The following is a 20,252-nucleotide window of genomic DNA, read 5'->3' as shown; positions in this document are numbered from 1 at the left end:
TTCGCTAAGAAAATTATACCATAAAAAATTTACTTGCTGACAACTTGATGTACTTGATAAACTGCTCCGATAAGTCCTGCGTCATTTTTTAATTTGGTTGGTCTAACAGGTGCAATAGTCTTTCCTCTTAAATAATTGATAGCTGCATGATTCTTTTCTACTTCTGCCAACGTTTTTTGAAGCTCTCTATGAAAATGTTCATTCGCACTCACACCGCCGCCAATCAGAATCACTTCTGGATCAAAACAACTAATTAAATTTACCAGACCGACTGAAAGATCCACATAAAATTGTTTCGTCATTTCTATTGCACGTTCGTCACCACTTTCAGCTAAGGTAAATATCTCCCTTGCATCTCGAACAGGCACAGCTGTTTCGTCCTCACTTTGCCGCGCTTCATTATACAAACGAACAAGACCGTCGACGACAGAAGCTCGTCTATTAATCGAAACTGCCTCAAGATTACCCGTTTCCGGCAATTTGTCGATCATCATCCAACCAAATTCCCCAGCCATACCATGAGCTCCACGATATACTTTCCCGTTAATGACGATTCCACCACCAACTCCAGTACCTAGAACTAAACACAAATAATTCTCCAAATCAATTGCATTGCCAATCCATTTTTCTGCTATAGCAACTGCATTTGCATCATTTTCAACAGTAACAGGCAGCCCCGTTAATTCCTCAAGTTTTTGTTTGAAGTTTTCGCCATATAATGGTTTGATGGCTCCAGCAGTTAGCATAAACCCATCTTTTTGCACGATTCCTGGAGCACTTATACCAATTCCATTTATTTGATAATTTCTTTGTGCTTCTTCAATGATTTTTAGGAGATTTGCATAAAATGCACTTGGTTCATATTTTGTCTCAATACTTCCTTTTTCTAAAATAGTACCACATTCATCCAAAACACCATATTTAATGGTCGTTCCGCCTATATCAAATCCTACATACATAAATTCAACTTCCTCTATTATTTATTTGAAGAATTAAAGATAACGCCTTCATTTGAGAAGTATTGTATCATATCTTGTTATGGATTTTTTTCCTTTCTAAATCTCTTTGTATCAATCCAAATTGTTTAACAGCTGTATTCAGTTAATACTAAATAATAAATTGGTTTCATTTATCTATCAAAATAACCTAGAGGACTGTTATTCCTCTAGATTTGGCAAACTTCTCTATAATGCTATTCTAGTCCTTCTATCACAAAATTTTCAATACTAGCAGCTTTTGCATCTACTGTAACAGCCGCTTTGAACGCCACCTTATCTCCTTCTTTCAGGAAAAGAGCCATTGGACTGTTATTCGTTGTCACACTATAGATGGTTTTATCATTTTCCAACAAAAAGGAGACAACGGTTTGTGCTTCACTTGCAACGATCGTTACACGAGAAACACTTCCTTTGATTTCTTTTAAATTAGCTGCTTCACTACTTGTATTATTACTACCTTTTGTTGCTAATTCAATTCGGTAAGCATCCAATGCATTTTGGGCTGCATCAGCATCTACCACAATATCATTATCAACGGCATTCACATACACATATTTTTTGAAAATCCCTTTACTGTCCATTAAAGAAACAATCCAAGTTGGAACACCATCGATATTATATAGCACTGGCATACTGGCTTTCCATTTTTTCTCTGGATAAATTTTCGCTGCAATCGAAATAGCACCGTCACTATCCATGATCCCTACTTTTGTATCACGATAATAAGTTACTTGACCTGTTCTGGCATTAATCAGTGAATAACCTAAAGCAGAATCTTGATCCTCATCTCCACTTGTAAAGTCCGTAAAATACAACAATTGACTGCCTTCTTTATTCATCATCGGCGTGATTTGTCCTGATGCATAGATACCGTTTTCCGTTGGGATTTTAACATCTTTTTTAGCACCAAACATTGTTTGATTCCACCAGCCTTGACTATAACGACCAAAGTATTCATTGATACTGTTGGCAGCAGAACTAGTGATTGGCGCATCGACAAATTTAGGCGCATCTTTGCTGTCATAGACTTTCACTTCACCCGTTGTGGCATTTAAAATAGCTGTTTTAAATTCGTTATAATTCATTCGACCAGAAACACCGTATTCTTTATATAAGGTTTGGATATAAAAAGGATTCCCCTCTTCATCGATTTCCAAATTGATTTTCCCAGTAGCCGCGTAATCAGGATAAGCAGCATAAATTTTACGTGCAGCATCTTTCCCAAAATAAGCTGAAGGTGTGTAAATGATCGGTTTTTCTACAAATGTTGGCTGAGCATTAATATCCGTTGCGCTAATAATGAAGTAGCCAGGAACTGCTCCTAATTTTGACCATTTGAAAAATCCATTAAATTCCACTGTCGCAACATAGACGTATTCCCCATTCACAACTTGCGCCGTAATCCCATCCAATGTAAACATATTGGAGTTTGGAATCACTGAGAACTTTTGTAACATTTTACGTTTTGCTGTTTTTGGTGCAATAGCAATCGGTGTTTCTTTGGTAGAGGTTAAAACTTCTGCTTTCTCTTCAGTCTTTAACGGAATCGTTTGGTAGACAGCATCAATCGCCGTTACCTTCGTTACAGAACTAACAATAAATAATAAAACCATCGCAGCAATACTAATACCCAATACACGCCCAGACCAATCATTCACTCCATTTGTCACGGTCGTTTTATGCCCTTTGTGCAAGATTTTATTGGAAGCTTGACTGAGAGAGCGACTTGCCACTAACAAACTACTTGCAAGTACCGCTCCTATTAGGTTGATCCATAAAATAGTTGATAGTGTTTTGCTAGGTAAGGCAATAAATAAGAAACTGCCCAACAAGAGTAGCTCAAGCACTACTAACACAATGATTTTTTTAATGTTTTTCCCTTTTGTGATCATTAAACTAAGACCATTTGCAACTAATATCCCTATACCAAAAAATAACGTTAGCCCGATAAAATTTAAAAACATACTTTTCCTCCTTTAAACTTAGATAAAAAAAGTACTTCTACTAAGGAGTAGAAGTAGCTTTTCTGATTCATTTTATTATACAAGATTGTATTTTTACTTACAATGTCTATTGTTGTAATCTTGATCTGATTGTAAGTGTATCATTTTTCATTTATTATTTAGTATATTTATGGCGAGATTTCTAAAAATATTCCTAGTTATGATATTACTCTGCGTATTAGAAGTGAATAATAGTTGGATAGACTGTCAAATCAATAATATGAAAAAAAGATCAAACATCGATTAAATTATCAGTCATTGAACGATAATCTATAATGGCTTCTTCTTTGTCACCTTTGATTAAGCTTGCAAATATAAATCCTTTGCTAAAGCGAGACAACCAATCACGCCAGCATTATCCCCCAATTGAGGGGTAACGATATAAGTCGATAAATCTGGATACTTCACATAATCATTCATGAGCTTAGCGAATTGTTCTTGGACTTTTTTTCTTAATTGTTCTTGCTTCATAACCCCACCGCCAAAAATAATTATTTGTGGGGAAAAAAGTAAGGTTGTATTGTACGCACATTGTGCAATGTAGTATGCTTCAATATCCCATGATGCATCTTCAGGAGGTAAATCCTGACCTTTAGTACCTGTTCTTTTCTCGATGGCAGGTCCTGCAGCCAATCCTTCCAAACAGTCTTTGTGGTACGGACAACTACCGATAAATGTATCCTCAGGATGCCGTCGAACCATCGCATGGCCCATTTCGGGATGGCTAAAGCCTTCAACGAATTGCCCATCTACTAAAGCACCACCACCAACGCCCGTTCCAATAGTATAATACACTACATTTGATAAGCCTTTACCGCATCCCGCAATATATTCCCCATAACAAGCCGCATTTACATCCGTTGTCCAAGCAACAGAAATGTTAGCTAACTGGTCTTTTAAGTACCCAACAAAATCAAAATTCTTCCATGCAAGTTTCGGTGTAGATGTAATATAGCCGTACGTTTCAGACTCTCGTTTAACATCGATTGGACCAAATGATCCGACTCCGATCGTTGAGAGGGTTTCAAATTTCTTGAAAAAATCAATCACAGAGCGCATCGTTTTTTCAGGTGTTTCTGTAGGAAACGATACACGCTCAATTATTTCTAAGTTTTCATTTCCTACTGCACAAACAAATTTCGTGCCTCCAGCCTCGATTGCACCGTATAACATATTGTTCACTCCTTTTAAGGGTTATGTTGTTTGACCTTGAATTAGTTTTACCGGTAGTAGGTAATTTTTTTCAAGTTTTTTTTCTGGATTTTGGATTCGTTGTAACAACAAATCTACTAAAATATCTGCATAATCAGCCATTGGTTGGGCAATCGTTGATAGTTGAGGAAAATAATTTTGAATGAATTTGGTTCCATCATACCCAATGATCTTGATTTGTTCAGGAACATCTATCTTCAACTGCTGACATTGATTGTATGCTAGGATAGCCGTTAAATCATCTGTACAAAACAAACTGTCAATTTCTTCTGTTTCTAAAATATGTTTGATTTCTAAATTTTTCAACGTTGTTGATCTAGCCGTTGTTTGAATCTGAAAAATTTTAGGTTCTAATTCGTGTTTCTCTAAGAAACTTAAATACCCATTTAAACGAAAATTTGTAGGCGAATTGGATTCTTGTGATCCTGTAAGAATCGCAATTTTTCGAGCACCTTTGACAAATAATGTTTCAGTAGCTAGATAGCCCCCTTGAAAATTATCACTGCCAATGATTGGAATATTGTCAGCTAAATAACGGTCAAAAGAAACAATGGGAAGCTCGATATCTTCATATTCGGTAATTCCTAAGTTATGAGCACCAGCTATGATCCCATCTACTTTATTCGCAGCAAGCATATTAATATAATGACGCTCTTTTTCTTTATTATTAGCACTATCGCACAAAATAACACGGTAGCCTAAGTCAAATAGTTTTCCTTCGATTCTTTCAACGAGCTCACCAAAAAAAGGATTGGCAACAGTTGGAAAAATCAATCCAATCAGTTGTGTATTTTTTCCTTGTAAGGAGCGAGCTAAAGAATTTGGTTGATAATTCAGCTCTTTCATTGCCAAATTTACTTTATCAATCGTTTTTTGGCTTAAGGACCCATAATTATTAATAACACGAGAAACAGTAGTAGGAGAAACACCAGCTTTCTTTGCTACATCTGTTAGTTTGACAACCATGTTCATTCATCCTTTATTGGTTAGTTTTCCGCAGTTGCCATAATTTCCCTTGATAGCCTCCATCACAATCTAGATAGACTCCTGTCTGATGTGTTTCTGGAAATACTCGCATTGTTGCTACTTTTTCACCTTCATTGACGAAGACTTCAACAATCGAAGAATCTACAAAGATTTGTAGTTCCAAAGGCTTTTGTTCAACAGAAAACGATCGGACAAATCCATATTCTTCTCCAAAAACAGCACCAGCTTGACTACGGTCTATCGTTATTTTACCATGTTGCGAGTCAAAATTAATCCTTAATCCTTTATTTTGTTCTTTATTCGTACACAAAGTAAGCGTTCCACAGGAAAGCGGGTCAAATGATAGCATTAATTCATACTGATTTGTGTCTGTTTCAAAAAAAGAATCAGAATCTTGGTTGAACTCAATCGCTTCACCTTCACGTAATTGTTTCATTTCTACGACAGGACGTTGATACAATTTTTTATCTTTTATAAGTAGCTCTTTTACACTACTTAAACAATGAGCCCATTCTTCTTGATCTGTTGGATACTCAATTTCTGGTAAACCTACCCAACTAATAGACAATAAACGGTTATTTGGTGCTTGAAAGGCTTGTGTAGCGTATACATCAAACCCTTCATCTAGATTTTTTAATGCAGTAGGCTGAATCAAACGATTCGATTCGCTATCGTAAGAATCCCCAATCACATAAGTATTAGGATAAATATTTCCATAAGAACAAATAGCTGGTTCTAAACCTTGAGGACAAAAAATAAGTAATGTAGCATCTTTCGTTACTAGTAAATTAGGACATTCAATCATAAAACCCATTTCTTTATCGGTAAACTCTAATTCACCCTTGCACTGCCATGTAAGCAAATCAGAACTCTGATAAGTAAGAATCTTTCCTTTTTCAGCCTCATTTTGAGCACCTATGACCATCAAGTACTCATCATCGGAACGGAACACTTGGGGGTCTCTAAATTCAGATGTGTAACCTGCCGGTGGTTCAGTAATCAGTGGCGTTTCGATTTTCCGAACGGTTCCAGAGTCATCCATCCAGGCACCTAACTGATAGGAATGGCGAACCCACTCTTCATCACGAACATTTCCTGTATAAGCAAGAAACAACTGGTCCGAAACAGGCAAAGCAGACCCCGAATAAACACCATGACTATCATACAAACTATCTGGAAATACTTTCGTCCCTTCTTCTTTCCAATCCACTAAATTATCGGATGTCAGATGATACCAAGATTTTAACCCATGAACGGCTCCCATTGGGTAGGATTGATAAAAAACATGCCATTGATTATTAAAATATGAAAAACCATTTGGATCATTTAGTAAGCCAGTATTTGGCTGGATATGATACCCAAAACGCCATTTAGAATTAACAATTTTCTCTTTCAATAAGGCCACGTGCGTTTTATCCCATTCTTGATATGGACGATAACGTTCTTCTTTTGTCCAAGCTTTTTTTACAGACATATGTACTCTCCTCGTAAGCGTATTCTTGCATATAGTTTAGCTTTAAAAACACACAATGTCAAACGTTAATCAATCCATAATAAAAAAATGTATTTTCCCCTTTAATAAGGGATTTTAATTATTGTTATACGTTTGACAATTTTATAAAAAATGGTATACTTTGGATGTGAAAAAGCGATTTCATTTCTATCTTTCATACACAAGATGGCCACTTCTATTGAAATCGCTTAAATGACATTTAGGAGGAACGAGAATGGATTACAAAAAAGTAGCAGAGGAAATCAAGCAAGCACTCGGCGAAGACAACATTCAAGCTGCAGCGCATTGTGCGACACGACTAAGGTTAGTTTTAAAAGATTCAAGTAAGGTGGATCAAAAAGCTTTAGACAATAATGATGCTGTTAAAGGAACCTTTGAAGCTAATGACCAGTTTCAAATCATTATTGGGGCTGGTGATGTCAACAATGTCTATGATGAACTGATAAAAATAACGAATGTCAAAGAAGCATCCACCGCTGATTTGAAAGCAGTCGCGGCAAACGGTAAGAAGAACAATCCAATTATGGCCTTTATTAAAGTATTATCTGATATTTTTGTTCCGATTGTTCCTGCTTTAGTTGCGGGTGGTTTATTGATGGCCTTGAATAATGTGTTAACTGCACAACATTTGTTTGGCCCGCAATCCGTTGTAGAAATGTTTCCAGCTGTAACGGATGTTGCTAGCATCATTAATTTGTTGGCCTCTGCTCCTTTTGCCTTTTTACCTATCTTAGTTGGATTTTCTGCAACCAAACGCTTTGGTGGTAATCCTTATCTAGGTGCTGCCATTGGAATGGCGATGGTTATGCCTGATTTAGTTAATGGTTATGGTGTGGCGAATGCAATTGCGGAAGGCAGTATGAATTATTGGCATATCTTTGGGATGAACGTTGCCCAAGCAGGTTATCAAGGTTCTGTATTGCCAGTATTAGTGGTTGCTTGGCTTTTAGCAACCTTAGAAAAATTCTTCCACAAACGCATTCCAAATGCATTTGATTTTACTTTCACCCCAATGCTAGCCATTATTATTACTGGATTTTTAACCTTTATCGTTGTGGGACCTGTGATGAGAATCGTTTCAGATGGTTTAACTGATGGACTTGTTTGGTTGTATAATACAACAGGAGCAATTGGTTTAGGTGTATTCGGACTGTTTTATTCACCAATTGTTATTACAGGACTACATCAAAGTTTTCCAGCAATTGAGACTACCTTGTTAGCAGATGTTGCACGCACTGGCGGTTCCTTCATTTTCCCAGTTGCCTCTATGGCAAACGTTGGTCAAGGTGCAGCAACACTTGCCATTATGTTATTAACTAAAAATAAAAAACAAAAAAGTTTAGCGACCTCAGCAAGTATTTCAGCGATGCTAGGAATTACGGAACCAGCAATTTTTGGGGTCAATTTAAAACTTAAATTTCCATTTATCTGCGGTATGATTGCTTCAGCAGTTGCTTGTGTATTTATCGGTGCATTTCATGTTTTATCCGTTGCAATGGGCCCTGCAAGTGTGATCGGATTCATTTCAATCGCACCAAAATCAATTCCTTATTTCATGATTGGGATCGTCATCAGCATTTTAGTTGGTTTCGTTACGACATATGCTTATGGTAAACGTCATATGGCTGTATTTGCAGATGATGACACTAGTGCAGGTGAAGTTGCGGTTGCAATCAATGAAGATCCTGAAGCGGAAGTGATCGCGGTTCAAGATGAAATCTTAGCTGCACCAGTCAAAGGCACACCTATTGCTTTAAAAGAAGTCAACGATCCTGTCTTTGCACAAGAAATGATGGGGAAAGGCATTGCGGTAATTCCAGAAAAAGGGATTATTTACGCCCCAGCCGATGGGGAATTAACGGTCGTATACGATTCAAAACATGCGTATGGATTAAAAACAACCCATGGTGCAGAAGTCCTGATCCATATTGGGATCGATACGGTAAAATTAAATGGAGAATTCTTTGAAACGACTAAAAAATATGGAGACTTAGTGAAAAAAGGGGATATCTTAGGAACAGTCGATTTAGACGCTGTCAAACAAGCCGGCTTTGACCCAACAGTGATGATGATCGTGACCAATACGAACGACTATGAAGCCGTTGAAGTAATTGACACATTAAGTGCCGATGGAAACCAAGATCTACTAGCATTGAGTGTGCGTTATGAAAACTAATTGGTGGAAAAAAGCAACGATCTATCAAGTCTATCCACGTAGCTTTCAAGATACGAACGCAGATGGCATCGGGGATCTTCCTGGAATTATTCAACGGTTAGATTATCTTGCTTTTCTAGGAATAGAAGCAATCTGGTTAAGTCCTGTATATCAATCCCCTAATGAAGATAATGGCTATGATATCAGTGATTATCAAGCGATCAATCTAGATTATGGAACAATGAAGGATATGGACACACTAATTGAAGAAGCCAAAAAGAGGAATATCAAGATCATCATGGACTTAGTCGTCAATCATACGTCCTCTGAACATCCGTGGTTTCAATCCGCGCTTCACGATCCAAAGAGCGAGTTTCATGATTTCTATATTTGGAGAAGGGGCGTTGACGGACGACCGCCGAACACCCTGCAGTCAAACTTCGGCGGTTCTGCTTGGACATTGGTTCCAGAACTTGGAGAATATTATCTTCACTTACACGCCAAAGAGCAACCTGACTTAAATTGGGAAAATAAAACGATGCGCTACGAAATTTATCGTATGATGAATTACTGGATTGAAAAAGGAGTAGGCGGATTTCGTCTAGATGTTATTGATTTAATTGGAAAAGAACCCGACCAATTCATTACTAAAAATGGACCAAAACTCCATGAACTATTACAGGAAATGAACCAAAATACCTTTGGAGAATATGATTTGGTCACAGTCGGCGAGACATGGGGCGCGACACCCGAAATTGCTCAGCTTTATTCTGACGAGGACAGAAATGAATTATCGATGGTTTTCCAATTTGAGCATATCAATTTGGATAAACAACCGGGCAAACGAAAATGGGATCTAAAAAAACTTGATCCACAAGAACTACATCATGTTTTTTCTAAATGGCAAACTGAATTAACTGATAAAGGCTGGAACTCCCTATTTTGGAATAATCACGATTTGCCACGAATCATTTCTCGTTGGGGCAATGATCAAGAGTACAGGGTGCTTAGTGGTAAAATGTTAGCTATCTATCTTTATTTTCTTCAAGGAACTCCTTATATTTACCAAGGTGAAGAAATCGGGATGATCAATCATCCAATTACATCCATCAATGAAGTCGATGATATTGAAAGTCGTAGAATGTATGATGAACGCATCACTTTAGGCTATACAGAAGAGGAAATCATTACCTCTATCAATGCCAAAGGACGTGATAACGCACGCCATCCGATGCAGTGGGATAATTCTAAGCAAGGGGGCTTTACAACTGGTATTCCTTGGTTACCTGTAGGAGATTCAAGTGAAATCAACGTAGCAGCCGCTTTAGATGATCCAAACTCCTTATTTTATACGTATAAAAAACTGATTCAACTCCGAAAAGAATTACCAGTGATTACAGAAGGAACATTTGAGAGTATTTCAACTGGAGACACAGCAGTATTGGCCTATATTCGTAAGTATCAAGGACAAAAATTATTAGTTGTCGTCAATTTTTCCGAGAAGCCAGATCAATTCTTATTGGATGCAACACAACAAATCAAAGAAATCCTGATTCATAATTATGAAAAAGAAATTAGTCAAACCCTTCTCCCTTACGAAGCCTATGCTGTTTTACTAAATTAACAAAACGATCCACTACAGCAGTTTGCCGTAGTGGATCGTTTTAATGTATCATTTACCTAAAAACAGTCCAATGAATATAGAAACAATTGAAATCCCCTTTGATCCTCGGTACAAGAATACCGGCATGATTTAATTCACTACCACTATATATTTCCCCTGTATTCGTATCCTTATAAAGAGTTGATTCCTCAAGATATTTTGTTTTTAAGTATTGAACCGTTTGTGCTGGTTGAGCTAGTCCATTGGAATAGACAAGAAGCGCTTCTGTTTCGTTTTTAAATAGCCAAGCAGTAGAATAAGACGCATCAAGTTCTTTTAAACGATAGAATTGACCAAACTGTAACAGTTTACGATGCTTTTTATAAAATATAATTTGCTCTTTTATCATTTCGAGTTCTTGCGGCGTTTGTTTCTCGATTGCTAATTCGTAGCCAAAGTTTCCACTCATTGCAATTAAAAATCGACTTTCTAAGGGAGTATTTCGCCCTACTTGATGATTAGGACTATCCGAAACATGAGCCCCCATCATAATCGGCGGATACAGATAGCTATAACCATATTGGATTTTCGAGCGACATAGCGCATCTGTGTTATCACTTGCCCAAGTTTGAGGCATATAAGCAACCATTCCTGGATCAAATCGACCTCCACCACTAGAGCAATTTTCAAAAAGGACTTTGGGAAATCGTTCTGTTACTTCAGATAGAATACGATACAGTCCTAAGACATAACGATGGCTAACTTCTTTTTGCTGATCATGAGGTAAAAGAAAGCTACCCACTTCCGTTAAATGTCGATTCATATCCCATTTTATATAATCGATTTTATTTGATGACAGATACGCTGTCAGCATTTGAATGAGGTGATCTTGTACTTCTGGCAAACTTAAATTTAAGACCAGCTGTTGTCTCCCCTGTGTTTGTGGGTAATTTGGAACCTGTAAACTCCATTCTGGATGTCTTTCAAACAAACGACTTTTTACAGAAATCATTTCTGGCTCAAACCATAAACCAAATTTCATCTTTTGTTGGTGAATAACATCCGCAAGATGCTCGATCCCATTTGGAAGTTTTGCGTTGTTCACATACCAATCGCCTAAAGAAGTTGTATCATCTGCACGTTGTCCAAACCACCCGTCATCTAAAACAAATAATTCAATCCCTAATGTACTCGCTAATTGAGCTTGGCGAATCAAGTCCTCTTCAGTAAAATCAAAATAATTCCCTTCCCAAGAATTAAGTAATACGGGACGTTCCTCCTGTTGCCATTGCTTAGGAATCAGATAGGTTTGGTATAACGTATGAAACGTCTGAGAAAGTTGATTAAATCCTTGCCTACTAAAATTCAACACAACTTCTGGCGTTTGAAAAGTTGTTCCAGGTGACAATTTCCATTCAAATGTCTCTGGATTGATTCCGATTTGAACCCGTGTGCTTCCATACTGTTCTACTTCAGCTTGAGCAACAAAATTTCCACTATAAATAAAATGAAAACCATAAACATCCCCTTGATCTTCATTTGTATACCGATCAGCAAGCCCTAAGAACGGATGATGCTGCGGACTGCTCGTTCCTCTGGTCGATGCGATTTTTTGTATACCAGGATGGAGAGCTTGGCGATGGATTGTTGCTTCATTTGTATGCGCCCCGTTAAGTGTTAGTAAGTCAAAGTCACAACGGGGAAAATCTAAGAGCATCGAACCAGCATTTTCTATATAGACTATCTGTGTCCCATTGTTTGTATATGATACGCTACGTGTAATGACAGGAAGATCTTCATATATCGTATAATACAACACCATTTCAAGTGACTGGATAGAATCTACAAGATAAATTGCTAAGGTTTGTCCTTGGTCTCCCCTCAGTGAAGGGAGACCTTCTAAAGGTCGCTTGCCTTCTGAAATTTCAAAATGATCATACACAAAATTAGTAATACAATGTCCGTCTATATTCCGAAACTGATAATTACTCACTCGATAATCTAAGTTACCTTGCGTACTCGTTTCAAGTGGTAGCGTGTTTAGCGAAAAAGTACGTTCTTCACTGATTGGATTCGTAGCAAAACCGCGATCGATCATTTGCAGCTGATTGACTTGATGATACTCTGCCAAACGAGGACCAAAATATCTATGGGTAAGATATTGTTCTTTTTCGATACCAATGATATAACTGATTTCATTATTGCTTAGGTGAAAAAAATTCTGTGCTGCATCAAAATAGATCGACATATTTATCATCCCTCTTCTTTTATTATATTCATGATATCGAGTATAATCAGAAGTAACAAGAAGAAATTATTTCATGGAGGGTAATAAATTGCAGAATTTTGTACGTCAATTCCATTACATCGATGACCGACATTTACCACTCATCCGAGGCATTGGTGTCGGCCAAGGAAGTATTCATTATGATTGGGATGCACGTAATCGAAAAGAACAACTAATTGTTTTGCAAGTGACATTAAGAGGGCAAGGATTTATACAAATAGGAGACAAAACCGTTACCTTAACACAAAATAAAGCCTTTTTTGCTAAGATTCCTGGAAATTATCGCTATTTTGGTGAAGATTGGCACTTTCTATTTGTAGAGTTTTCAGGAAGTATGCTGCAATGGTTAGATACATCGATTACCATTGTTGAATTATCAGAGACATTCATTGAACTGTTACGAAGATTTATTCTTGATGTAAAAACACAGGAATTAACGGTTACACAAAATGCTAAAGCTGCATTTTCACTTTTTTTAGATATTAAAGAAGAGGTGCAAAAAGAAACCCAACAAAAAACAGATATTATCGAGACTGTAAAAAAATATATTGATGAACACTATTTCGAAGACATTAGCCTAGAGTTTTTATCTGAAAAATACGAACTCTCAAAATACAAATTGATTCGGCAATTCGAAGTAGCTTATAACTCGCCACCAATACACTATTTAAAAAAAGTGCGCATCCTTCATTCATTATCGCTATTATGGGAAGATAACGCAGTGGATATTGTCGCAAAATCAGTTGGTTTTTCTACAGGAAACTATTTTAGTAAAGTATTTAAAAAAGAAATGGGAATTTCTCCTAGTGAGTATAAAAATAGAAAATCACGCTACTATTAAGACATAGTTTATTTTCAATCAAGTTAGATTGCGAAATGCTTAATATAACTGCCCAAAGTAGTACTCTATTTTTAAATAGTCTAATTCTATTTCAGTTTCACTTCTTTTTTTGTTGATTAATTGCTAGCAATAGAGTTGGATTTCTTTTGGTACTTGTTCGTTCACTCCTCTCGTGATGTAACGATTTTCTTTGTTATTAAACATTTTATCCCTCTTTAAAACACAAAAATAGCCCAATCATCGATTAAGATGATTGATCTCATAGATATACTATATAATTATTTTTGAGCTAGATACATCAGTTTACTCAAGATACCAAACAGAGCCAGCTTTTTCAATGGTTGTTATACTTTTTATAAATAGCGTATGTAATTGCCATAACCACGGCAAATGGAATAGTTAGCATCAGTCCAGCAATCCCCCATATAAAACACGCCAACGGATAGGCACCTAATCCATTTTCGCTTGAATCCAGATTAGGAAAAATATTAAAAAGAATTAAAAAAATTGCAGGTATGATTATGAGTATAATTATATTAATAGCAAATAATACTTGGCTTAGAAGAAAAACTTTTTTCATTTGTTACTCCTTTACTGTTTATTCTATACCGATTATCGCAGGAGTAATGAACTTTCGGGAAAATACCTATTAAAAAGAATCTAACGTTTGTTTTTGTTCCTCAAATACTTGCGTTACCTTTTTACTAAATTGACCTTTCACTGATTCTTGAAAGGAGCTTCCTGTTGAGCCAATCATCGTAGATGCTTCGCTCATCCCTTTTTCTCCTTTTGTTTTGACTGATTCTTTATCCGTGTTCATTTGGCTACTTGCACTTTTCCCAAGTCCACGTAGCGCTATTTTTTGACTTTCTTTTCGGAACGCTTTTTCTCGTGCTTTTTGCTCCCGTTCTTTTGCTTCTTTTGACACCTTTTAGTCCTCCTTTAGGATTAATTCTTGATGTTTCTTTCGATAATCATATTCCGCTTCGTCTTGTTGTTGAATCAAAATTTTTCGTTCCTGAATTAATTCTTCTAAGTAATTCGCTTCATTGCGTTGTAATTCTCGTTGCATATCCATTAACGAATCCATAGAACGCTCTCTTTTTCCCACTACTTGTCGTACTTGATGCAACAATTCTTGCGTATAATCCTCTCCATTTCGGATATATTCTTTGACTCTATCTTCTTGCTCCTCCAACTCTACTCTAGCACTCTGATAATTTCGGAATAATTCTTCTTCTGTATCTGTAGTCATTTTTATTTCCCCTCTATGAAACAAGCCCTTTTAATTGGTTCGCTAATTCTTTGTCTCTTTGAACAAGCTCATTGATTTTACTTCGTATTTCTTGTGCTAACTGTTGGAATTTTTCAGACATTTTTTTGGCTTTATTTATCTTTTTTTTATACTCATTCACGGGTTCTGTCACAATACTTTGTTCTGTACAACCACCTTCCGCTAAGGCAGATTTGATTTCTCCTTCAGATAAATCAGTCCCAATCGATCGAGCATCCGTTAACGTTTCTGTCCATAATTTTTCTGCGTTTTGTATGCCTGTATGATACACCATCACAACTGATAACATCGCGGTTTCAAATTCTGAGGAAGCATGGCTCACAACCGCTAAGGCTTGACTATCATCTAAATAAATTTGTTCACTAGATGACAAACCGCCACCACTTGCTGTAAATTTCTTCTTTAATTGTTCCAAGTTCTTCAACTGATCACGCATAATCAACATATTATGCGCATGTTTTGCTTGTTGGAATTGTACCAACGATTCCTTCGTTACTTGTAGGTTTCCGTTCTTAAACTGATACCCACCCCACATATGTTAATCAATCATTCCTTTTTTCTTTGAATCAACAAAAATAAGCATTCCTACATGTCGCAATTTAATGTTCCAATCTGTATGTCTATAGCCAATAGGCACAATATCTTTTTCATCTACGAAATTAAAGATACGGTCTTTTAACTGAGCCACTCGCTTTCGTTGTTTTTCTGTCATCATACAGTAAGCATTCGGTCCTTGATAAAGAAAAGCACCATTCACTCGGTCTAACTTATCTTGTGAATCCAATGCGCCTAAAGCATATTGAGCATTTGAAGATGCTTGAGAATGCCCATACACATCAAAACGAGCATTTGAATACTTGCCCATCGCCTTATTTAGCGTTTTAGCAGAAGATTTCATTTGTACTGTCGGATCGAATATAGTATTCGGTTTCTTAAAACTTTTCTCAATATTACTTAAAATTTCCTTATTATTATCCCACCAATCACGCTTTACTTCTCCTGCTTGACTGCTTATTTTCTCTGGACTTGTAGAGCCTTGATACAGTACAGTTACATTCTTTACTTCAGATGGTTTTTGTACTTTTGGATCGCCGTCTGTAATGATAAACGCTTGTTCTCCTGTTTTTTTATTATTTACTATTTTTGATACATAGCCTATTGATGTTTTCCCTTTATTAATTGTTACTTTTTTATTAATCTCTAAATCTTTATATTCTTGTTCTGCAATAAGTTTACGTTCTTCATCTGTATAATTAGTCATATGTCACCCCGTCAATTAAACCTGATAACTTTTCTGATAGTACAATTCCACCAACTTCTAATGTATTTGAGTGATTATTTAAATCAAATTGAGCAACAAGTTCATCATCTTTATTAATAATCACATCAAACATAATAGCACCCATAGGATTGTGCTCTATACTCTCATAATCTATTTCATAGGATTTGATAATTCCCTCTGGTGTTAAAGCTTTTGAATCCAAGTTTTTTAACCCTACTTCTATTTCTTTCTTTGCCTGACCACTCTTCACCACATTGACCATTTCATCATTGAATCGTTTGTTATCCATATACACTTTCCCTCCTACACCTATAACAATCACTAAAAATATTCCTAAAATAGAATAAAGCGTCCTTTTTTTGATTTTTTTTATCTCAGAGAGTGCTCGTGCATTCTCTTTTTTATCATTTCCCATCTAAGACACCTCAAAATTTTTTTCCATAAGTAAACTATAACATACTTGCGATTTGTTTGTCGGATCAAATATAGTATTAGGCCTATTATAACTATTTTTGACATTATTTAAAATTTCCTTATTATTATCCCACCAATCATGCTTTACTTCTCCTGCTTGACTGCTTATTTTCTCTGGACTTGTAGAGCCTTGATACATAACCTATTGTTTCTCCGTTATTAATGGTCACTGGATCATTCTCATTCAAATTATCATACTCTTTTTTGCTATTTGAACACGTTCATCATCTGTATATGCTTTACCCGTTATTTTTCTCCTTTAACATATTATCTAATTCAGACGAATAACTTGAAATTCCATGATTTCTATTTAAATTCCCTTCAGAATCAACATCTAAAATGAACGTAGCATACAATTTTTTTGTATTATTTATATATAATCTACCATTAATCCCACCCATAGAATTATGTTCAATACTTTCATACTCTATATCGTATGACTTTATAACTCCCTCTGATGTCAACGCATTAGAATCTAAATTTTTCAATCCGTCTTCAATTATTTGTTTTGCTTGACTACTCTTCACTACATTCACCATTTCATCATTGAATCGTTTGTTATCCATATACACTTTTCCTCCTATTACTATAACAATCAATAAAAATATTCCTAAAATAGAATAAAACGTCCTTGTTTTGATTTTTTTTACCTCAGAGAGTGCTCGTGCATTCTCTTTTTTATCATTTTCCATCTAAGACACCTCAAAATTATCTTTCATAAGTAAACTATGACATTCTTCTAATTTGTTTGGTAGATCAAATATAGTATTAGGGTTCTTATAACTTTTCTCAATATTACTTAAGATTTGCTTATCGTTATCCCACCAATCACGCTTCACTTCTCTTGCCTGACCGCCTATTTTCTCTAGGCTTGTAGAGCCTTCATACAATTCACTTCAGACGGTTTTTGTACTTTAGGATCTCCGTCAGTGATGATAAACGCTTGTTCTCCTGTTTTTTTATTATTTACTACTTTTGATACGTAGCCTATTGTTTTTTTTCTGTCCCCTTTACCAATAGTAACAGTCTCTCCAACTTCATATTGGTCATACTCTTGTTTAGCGAGTTCAACATTTTCTTTATCTGTTTTCACCATCGACCTTTATCTCCTTGTCTAATAATTCTCTTAAATCTCTAGATACTCCTCCTCCACTTTCTTCTAATTCGTTATTAGAATTCTTTGACAAAGTAACACGTACATAAAGCTTTTCATTTTTATTAATAATAAGTTTATTCATGATTCCCCCCATCGGATTATGTTCAATGCTATTATAATCCACTTCGTAAGATTGAATAGTGCCATCTGTTGTTAATGCTTTCGAGTCTAAATTTTTTAACCCTTCTTCAAAAATTTTTCTTGCCTGATCACTCTTTACTATGTTCATCATTTCATCATTGAATCGGTTGTTATCCATATACACTTTTCCTCCTATTCCTATAACAATCACTAAAAATATTCCTAAAATAGAAGAAAACGTCCTTTTTTTGATTTTTTTTATCTCAGAGAGTGCTCGTTCATTCTCTTTTTTATCATTTTCCATCTAAGACACCTCAAAATTATTTTTCTAAAGTAAATTATATCATACTTTCGAAAAAGAATACATTTTTTATTTAACTATCTTACAGACATCATTCACGTTAATACAAGTAGCCCACCAATCGCAGGATTGGTGGGCTTTATTTTTCTGGATAACCAGGTACTATTTTTAAATCGGCATCCACTTTATTTTTATACTCGTCTTTAATTTCTGCCACAGCCATCGCTTGCATCCTATTTTTCCAAGGTGCTTAATCTATCTTTAAACTGTCTTTGTTCGTGTCAATGGTGTCAAGAACAATATCATATACTTTTTTGATAATGTTCTATGTTGTTATACAAATAATTAGCTAAATCTGTTTGAATATCATGTAACTCGGCTAAATCTTTTTCTCTTTTCATATACCATGCTCCTCCAATTACTACGAAAATTATTATAGCTAGAACTATGCTTTTTTTGGGTTTCATTTATTTCTCCTTAAAGTAAAAGTAAGATAATTGTAGCATAGCGCTTAGATTCATAAAACTGCATAATAGCTAGAAGAGTGATCTTAATCGCTTGACGTTATGGTTATATTCAAAGTCTCGTAAATACGTCAGTTTGGTTTCTATGTCACTTCTTTCATGATATAACGATTTCTCTGGTTTTAACTATCCTATCTCTTTTCTTTGGACACAAAATAGCCTAATCACACTTAGATGATTAGGCTCCATGATTATAATATAAATTTATTTTTTAATAGAGAAGTAATCCTCTCTATCAAATAGGCTAGTTGATTCTATTTTTAACTTTAATAAAAAATACCGTCATCTATATTTACCAAATTTCAAAAAAATGAAACTGGTAACGAGGAGATTGGTAGATTCATATATTTTCTCTCTTCAGCATCCAGTCCTCTATACCAATACAGATCCGTAAGCAGTATTTCAGAAAAAATCTCTGTTATCTCTATTTCGATTTCGCCTATACTATAAATTAGTTTGATCTTTTTTTCTTCCTTACTTTCTAAAGCTAAAAAGGTTTTACCATTAAGAACAGAGAAATCATCAGTACTTTGACGTTCATTCTCCCAGTCATGCCAATTCAAAATATTTCTAACAGTTATAACTAATTTTTGTTGACCGTTAGATACAAAGACCCCCTTCTCATTATTATTTTCTAAAAAGCAATATACTCCATCAAACTTAATTATAAGTACATGATTTTGAAATAAAGCATCTGTGATAGTCATATCGTTAAATGAAATATAGTCCATCGTCTTGTATATACGTTTATCCATTAGTCATCCTTTCCAAAAAATATCCCTATTTATGATACGGTTCCCCTCGCATAATCCGAAATCCTCGATAAATCTGCTCTACCAAAACCAACCGCATCAACTGATGTGGATAAGTCAACTTTCCAAATGACATCTGTTGTTGACTTCTTTTCAGCACTGCATCACTCAATCCAAGTGAACCCCCGATTACAAAGGCCAACTGGCTTTTACCGTTGATCCCAAGTTGTTCGATCTCCTTTGAAAAATCCTCGCTACTGAACTGTTTTCCATTGATTGCGAGCGCAAAAACATGATCTTGATCATTGATTTTGGCTAAAATTCGTTCGCCTTCTTTTCCTTTAACTTGTAGCATCTCTGCGTCACTTAAATTTTCTGGTGCTTTTTCATCTGCCACTTCAATGACTTCAACTTTTGCATAGCTTTGTAGACGTTTTAAATATTCATTGATTCCTTGAACTAGATATTTCTCTTTCAGTTTTCCCACAGTAATAATTTTTATTTTCAACAGATTCACGTCTCTTTCGATTTAATTGTTTCACTTGTTAACAAGTTTATCATGAATGTTTTGACTCTTCCACATACTTTCCCACAAAGTTATGCACATATGCACAGACTTATCCACAGGTTGATGTCTATTTTTCCTTTATTTCATAGTATTTCGAGATACAAACACATATTCCCATTTATTTATCCACATTATCCACATTTTGTGGATAACTTTTTCACAGCACTTTTCCTCTGTTTTTCAAAAGTTTTTCACACTTTCATGTGTATAAGTATTTCTAT

The 20,252-nt window shown here is 35.6% G+C and carries 21 protein-coding genes; 3 read left to right on the top strand and 18 right to left on the bottom strand.

Features of this window, described 5'->3' with window-relative positions; all coding sequences use genetic code 11:
• Positions 1 to 29: 29 nt before the first annotated feature.
• The 5 genes from I586_RS14750 to I586_RS14730 form a co-directional block, all read right to left on the bottom strand.
• The gene (locus I586_RS14750) at positions 30 to 959 is read right to left on the bottom strand and encodes an ROK family protein (RefSeq protein ID WP_010763670.1); all 930 of its coding nucleotides are present in this window, start codon (positions 957 to 959) and stop codon (positions 30 to 32) included.
• A gap of 233 nt (positions 960 to 1,192) precedes the next feature.
• Positions 1,193 to 2,962, bottom strand: coding sequence for a hypothetical protein (locus tag I586_RS14745; protein WP_010763669.1), 1,770 nt, complete (start codon positions 2,960 to 2,962; stop codon positions 1,193 to 1,195).
• 339 nt (positions 2,963 to 3,301) lie between these two features.
• Positions 3,302 to 4,174: an ROK family protein gene (locus I586_RS14740; RefSeq protein ID WP_010763668.1), complete on the bottom strand. Its 873-nt coding sequence runs from the start codon at positions 4,172 to 4,174 to the stop codon at positions 3,302 to 3,304.
• Positions 4,175 to 4,195: 21 nt separating this feature from the next.
• Positions 4,196 to 5,179, bottom strand: a complete 984-nt coding sequence (locus I586_RS14735; protein ID WP_010763667.1) for a LacI family DNA-binding transcriptional regulator — start codon at positions 5,177 to 5,179, stop codon at positions 4,196 to 4,198.
• A 13-nt stretch (positions 5,180 to 5,192) separates the two neighbouring features.
• Positions 5,193 to 6,674 (bottom strand): sucrose-6-phosphate hydrolase, encoded by a 1,482-nt coding sequence (locus I586_RS14730; protein WP_010763666.1) that lies wholly within the window; start codon positions 6,672 to 6,674, stop codon positions 5,193 to 5,195.
• A 253-nt stretch (positions 6,675 to 6,927) separates the two neighbouring features.
• On the opposite strand from I586_RS14730, the gene I586_RS14725 reads away from it, so the two are divergent.
• The gene (locus tag I586_RS14725; protein ID WP_010763665.1) at positions 6,928 to 8,889 is read left to right on the top strand and encodes a sucrose-specific PTS transporter subunit IIBC; all 1,962 of its coding nucleotides are present in this window, start codon (positions 6,928 to 6,930) and stop codon (positions 8,887 to 8,889) included.
• Positions 8,879 to 10,492 (top strand): glycoside hydrolase family 13 protein, encoded by a 1,614-nt coding sequence (locus tag I586_RS14720; RefSeq protein WP_010763664.1) that lies wholly within the window; start codon positions 8,879 to 8,881, stop codon positions 10,490 to 10,492. The genes I586_RS14725 and I586_RS14720 overlap by 11 nt, the downstream gene beginning before the upstream one ends.
• 52 nt (positions 10,493 to 10,544) lie before the next feature.
• Here I586_RS14720 and I586_RS14715 read toward each other — a convergent pair whose 3' ends face one another.
• Positions 10,545 to 12,719 carry an alpha-galactosidase gene (locus I586_RS14715; RefSeq protein ID WP_010763663.1) on the bottom strand — a complete coding sequence of 725 codons (2,175 nt, stop codon included), beginning with the start codon at positions 12,717 to 12,719 and terminating at the stop codon, positions 10,545 to 10,547.
• 88 nt (positions 12,720 to 12,807) lie between these two features.
• Here I586_RS14715 and I586_RS14710 point away from each other — a divergent pair, with 88 nt between their 5' ends.
• Positions 12,808 to 13,599 carry a helix-turn-helix domain-containing protein gene (locus I586_RS14710; RefSeq protein WP_010763662.1) on the top strand — a complete coding sequence of 264 codons (792 nt, stop codon included), beginning with the start codon at positions 12,808 to 12,810 and terminating at the stop codon, positions 13,597 to 13,599.
• A gap of 334 nt (positions 13,600 to 13,933) precedes the next feature.
• Here I586_RS14710 and I586_RS14705 read toward each other — a convergent pair whose 3' ends face one another.
• The 12 genes from I586_RS14705 to rlmH all read right to left on the bottom strand — a co-directional run bounded on the left by I586_RS14705 (position 13,934) and on the right by rlmH (position 19,971).
• Positions 13,934 to 14,179: a hypothetical protein gene (locus I586_RS14705; protein ID WP_010763661.1), complete on the bottom strand. Its 246-nt coding sequence runs from the start codon at positions 14,177 to 14,179 to the stop codon at positions 13,934 to 13,936.
• A gap of 69 nt (positions 14,180 to 14,248) precedes the next feature.
• Entirely contained in the window at positions 14,249 to 14,527 is a 279-nt protein-coding gene (locus I586_RS14700; RefSeq protein WP_010763660.1) for a hypothetical protein, read from the bottom strand.
• A 3-nt stretch (positions 14,528 to 14,530) separates the two neighbouring features.
• Entirely contained in the window at positions 14,531 to 14,854 is a 324-nt protein-coding gene (locus I586_RS14695; RefSeq protein ID WP_010763659.1) for a hypothetical protein, read from the bottom strand.
• 13 nt (positions 14,855 to 14,867) lie between these two features.
• Positions 14,868 to 15,374, bottom strand: a complete 507-nt coding sequence (locus tag I586_RS17500; RefSeq protein WP_244147891.1) for a hypothetical protein — start codon at positions 15,372 to 15,374, stop codon at positions 14,868 to 14,870.
• A gap of 57 nt (positions 15,375 to 15,431) precedes the next feature.
• Complete coding sequence (locus I586_RS17495) at positions 15,432 to 16,154, bottom strand: DUF2974 domain-containing protein (RefSeq protein ID WP_010763657.1); 723 nt, start codon at positions 16,152 to 16,154, stop codon at positions 15,432 to 15,434.
• Positions 16,147 to 16,590: a DUF1310 family protein gene (locus I586_RS14685; protein ID WP_010763656.1), complete on the bottom strand. Its 444-nt coding sequence runs from the start codon at positions 16,588 to 16,590 to the stop codon at positions 16,147 to 16,149. The genes I586_RS17495 and I586_RS14685 overlap by 8 nt, the downstream gene beginning before the upstream one ends.
• A gap of 298 nt (positions 16,591 to 16,888) precedes the next feature.
• The gene (locus I586_RS14675; protein WP_010763654.1) at positions 16,889 to 17,341 is read right to left on the bottom strand and encodes a DUF1310 family protein; all 453 of its coding nucleotides are present in this window, start codon (positions 17,339 to 17,341) and stop codon (positions 16,889 to 16,891) included.
• Positions 17,342 to 17,514: 173 nt separating this feature from the next.
• Positions 17,515 to 17,745 carry a hypothetical protein gene (locus tag I586_RS14670; RefSeq protein ID WP_010763653.1) on the bottom strand — a complete coding sequence of 77 codons (231 nt, stop codon included), beginning with the start codon at positions 17,743 to 17,745 and terminating at the stop codon, positions 17,515 to 17,517.
• Positions 17,729 to 18,190 (bottom strand): DUF1310 family protein, encoded by a 462-nt coding sequence (locus I586_RS14665; RefSeq protein ID WP_010763652.1) that lies wholly within the window; start codon positions 18,188 to 18,190, stop codon positions 17,729 to 17,731. Before I586_RS14665 ends, I586_RS14670 begins: the two co-directional genes overlap by 17 nt.
• Positions 18,191 to 18,489: 299 nt before the next feature.
• A complete protein-coding gene (locus tag I586_RS17310; RefSeq protein WP_010763650.1) occupies positions 18,490 to 18,654 on the bottom strand; it encodes a hypothetical protein in 165 nt (54 codons plus the stop codon).
• 359 nt (positions 18,655 to 19,013) lie between these two features.
• Complete coding sequence (locus tag I586_RS14660) at positions 19,014 to 19,466, bottom strand: hypothetical protein (protein WP_010763649.1); 453 nt, start codon at positions 19,464 to 19,466, stop codon at positions 19,014 to 19,016.
• Between the two features lie 25 nt (positions 19,467 to 19,491).
• Entirely contained in the window at positions 19,492 to 19,971 is a 480-nt protein-coding gene (rlmH, locus tag I586_RS14655; RefSeq protein WP_010763648.1) for a 23S rRNA (pseudouridine(1915)-N(3))-methyltransferase RlmH, read from the bottom strand.
• Positions 19,972 to 20,252: the final 281 nt, after the last annotated feature.

It is taken from the genome of Enterococcus moraviensis ATCC BAA-383 (assembly GCF_000407445.1).
GTDB classification, from domain to species: domain Bacteria; phylum Bacillota; class Bacilli; order Lactobacillales; family Enterococcaceae; genus Enterococcus_L; species Enterococcus_L moraviensis.
The sequence above is the reverse complement of the archived record's forward strand: the minus strand, read 5'-3'. Positions and strand labels throughout refer to the sequence as shown.